Source organism: Oceanospirillum linum (genome assembly GCF_001995095.2).
Lineage (GTDB): Bacteria > Pseudomonadota > Gammaproteobacteria > Pseudomonadales > Halomonadaceae > Oceanospirillum > Oceanospirillum linum.
On record NZ_MTSD02000019.1, the window covers coordinates 1 to 1,258 of the forward strand.

Here is a 1,258-nt window from a genome sequence, read left to right on the forward strand (position 1 = left end):
AACCGCCTCTATTCGCCTGTTCCTGCTATGGGCCGCTTCGTTATCTGCCGGATCTAACAATCTCGACTCACCATACCCTTTGCTCCGCACCCGTTGCGGATCAACCTTGAACTCTTCAACCAATACCCGACTCACGGCTTCAGCACGGGCACGGGACAGGGCCAGGTTATAGTCAAAACTCGCCGGGGCCGATGTATGACCTCCAATCTCAACCGCGGTATCTGGCCGGCTTGCCATAAAATCTGCAACTTTCTTGATCTCTGGATAATAGCTTGGCTCCAGTTCTGAGGAATCATTCGGGAAAAGAATTTTCAGCTGCATCGAGACCACAAACTGCTCGGCTATCGTACAGCCATCCTCATTTACCAGGTATTTGACCGGTGTCCCCGGACACAGATCCAGGCGATCAATCACGCCATCCCGGTCCAGGTCTGATTCCGGTACAGACGTAACTACTGTGCGCACCGGCTTATGGGGTGCCAGAAAATCATGTTCACTGGTATAAAACTGATAGCGTACCCCTGCTTTAGCACCCAGATCGGTAAAATCTGTCTTCATTCCCTGATAAGCGACACCCTCAGCAAACAGTGACCAGCGGGATGTCAGGGGCAGACTTCCGCCAAGACCGGCATTAGCGACAGAGTGCCCAACACCCGGTGTCACACTTTTAAAGCCTGCAAAGACATAGGCATGATTCTTCTCTGTAAAACGGTACATCAGATCAAGACCTAACCGGCGTTCATCGCCACCGGATGCCAGTGGTGATGCACGATCATAATCCTGCTGCCCCCATTCAAGGCGCGCACCCCAGCTCGGTGTGAAAAACACGCCAAGTTCAAGCCCCGGACCCTGGCCGCCATCAAGATAGTCAAAGTCTGCGTCTGTTTTCTTTTTACTGTCCGTAGCAACGGCTTCATAAAAACCACCGATGTAGACACCTTCCTGAGCTGAGACCAACCCCGGCGCTAACACTATTCCCGTCATTAACAAAAGCTTGCTGGCTCGCATCCCAAACCTCAAATTCAAAACTGCCTCGGCAGCTGCACACTTAAAGAACAAAAAAAGCATGTAAAGAACAAAAAAAAGCATGGGATGTAACCATCCCATGCCGCTTTTTTACCTCATGAGTGTCTTACCACTCGCAGGGTTGATCATCCTCTGACAGATAGCCTGTTTCTTCGACCGTGCTATCAACATCAAGATCGCCAAAGCTCTCGGTATCACCATGACTCTGGTCTGCTTCAATCTCACCATACCA

The 1,258-nt window shown here is 50.9% G+C and carries 1 protein-coding gene; it reads right to left on the reverse strand.

What is annotated here, in order from left to right; genetic code table 11:
- Nucleotides 1–1,008: OmpA family protein (locus tag BTA35_RS16390; RefSeq protein WP_160055366.1), on the reverse strand; the 1,008-nt coding region annotated here is incomplete at its 3' end.
- Nucleotides 1,009–1,258 lie beyond the last annotated feature (250 nt).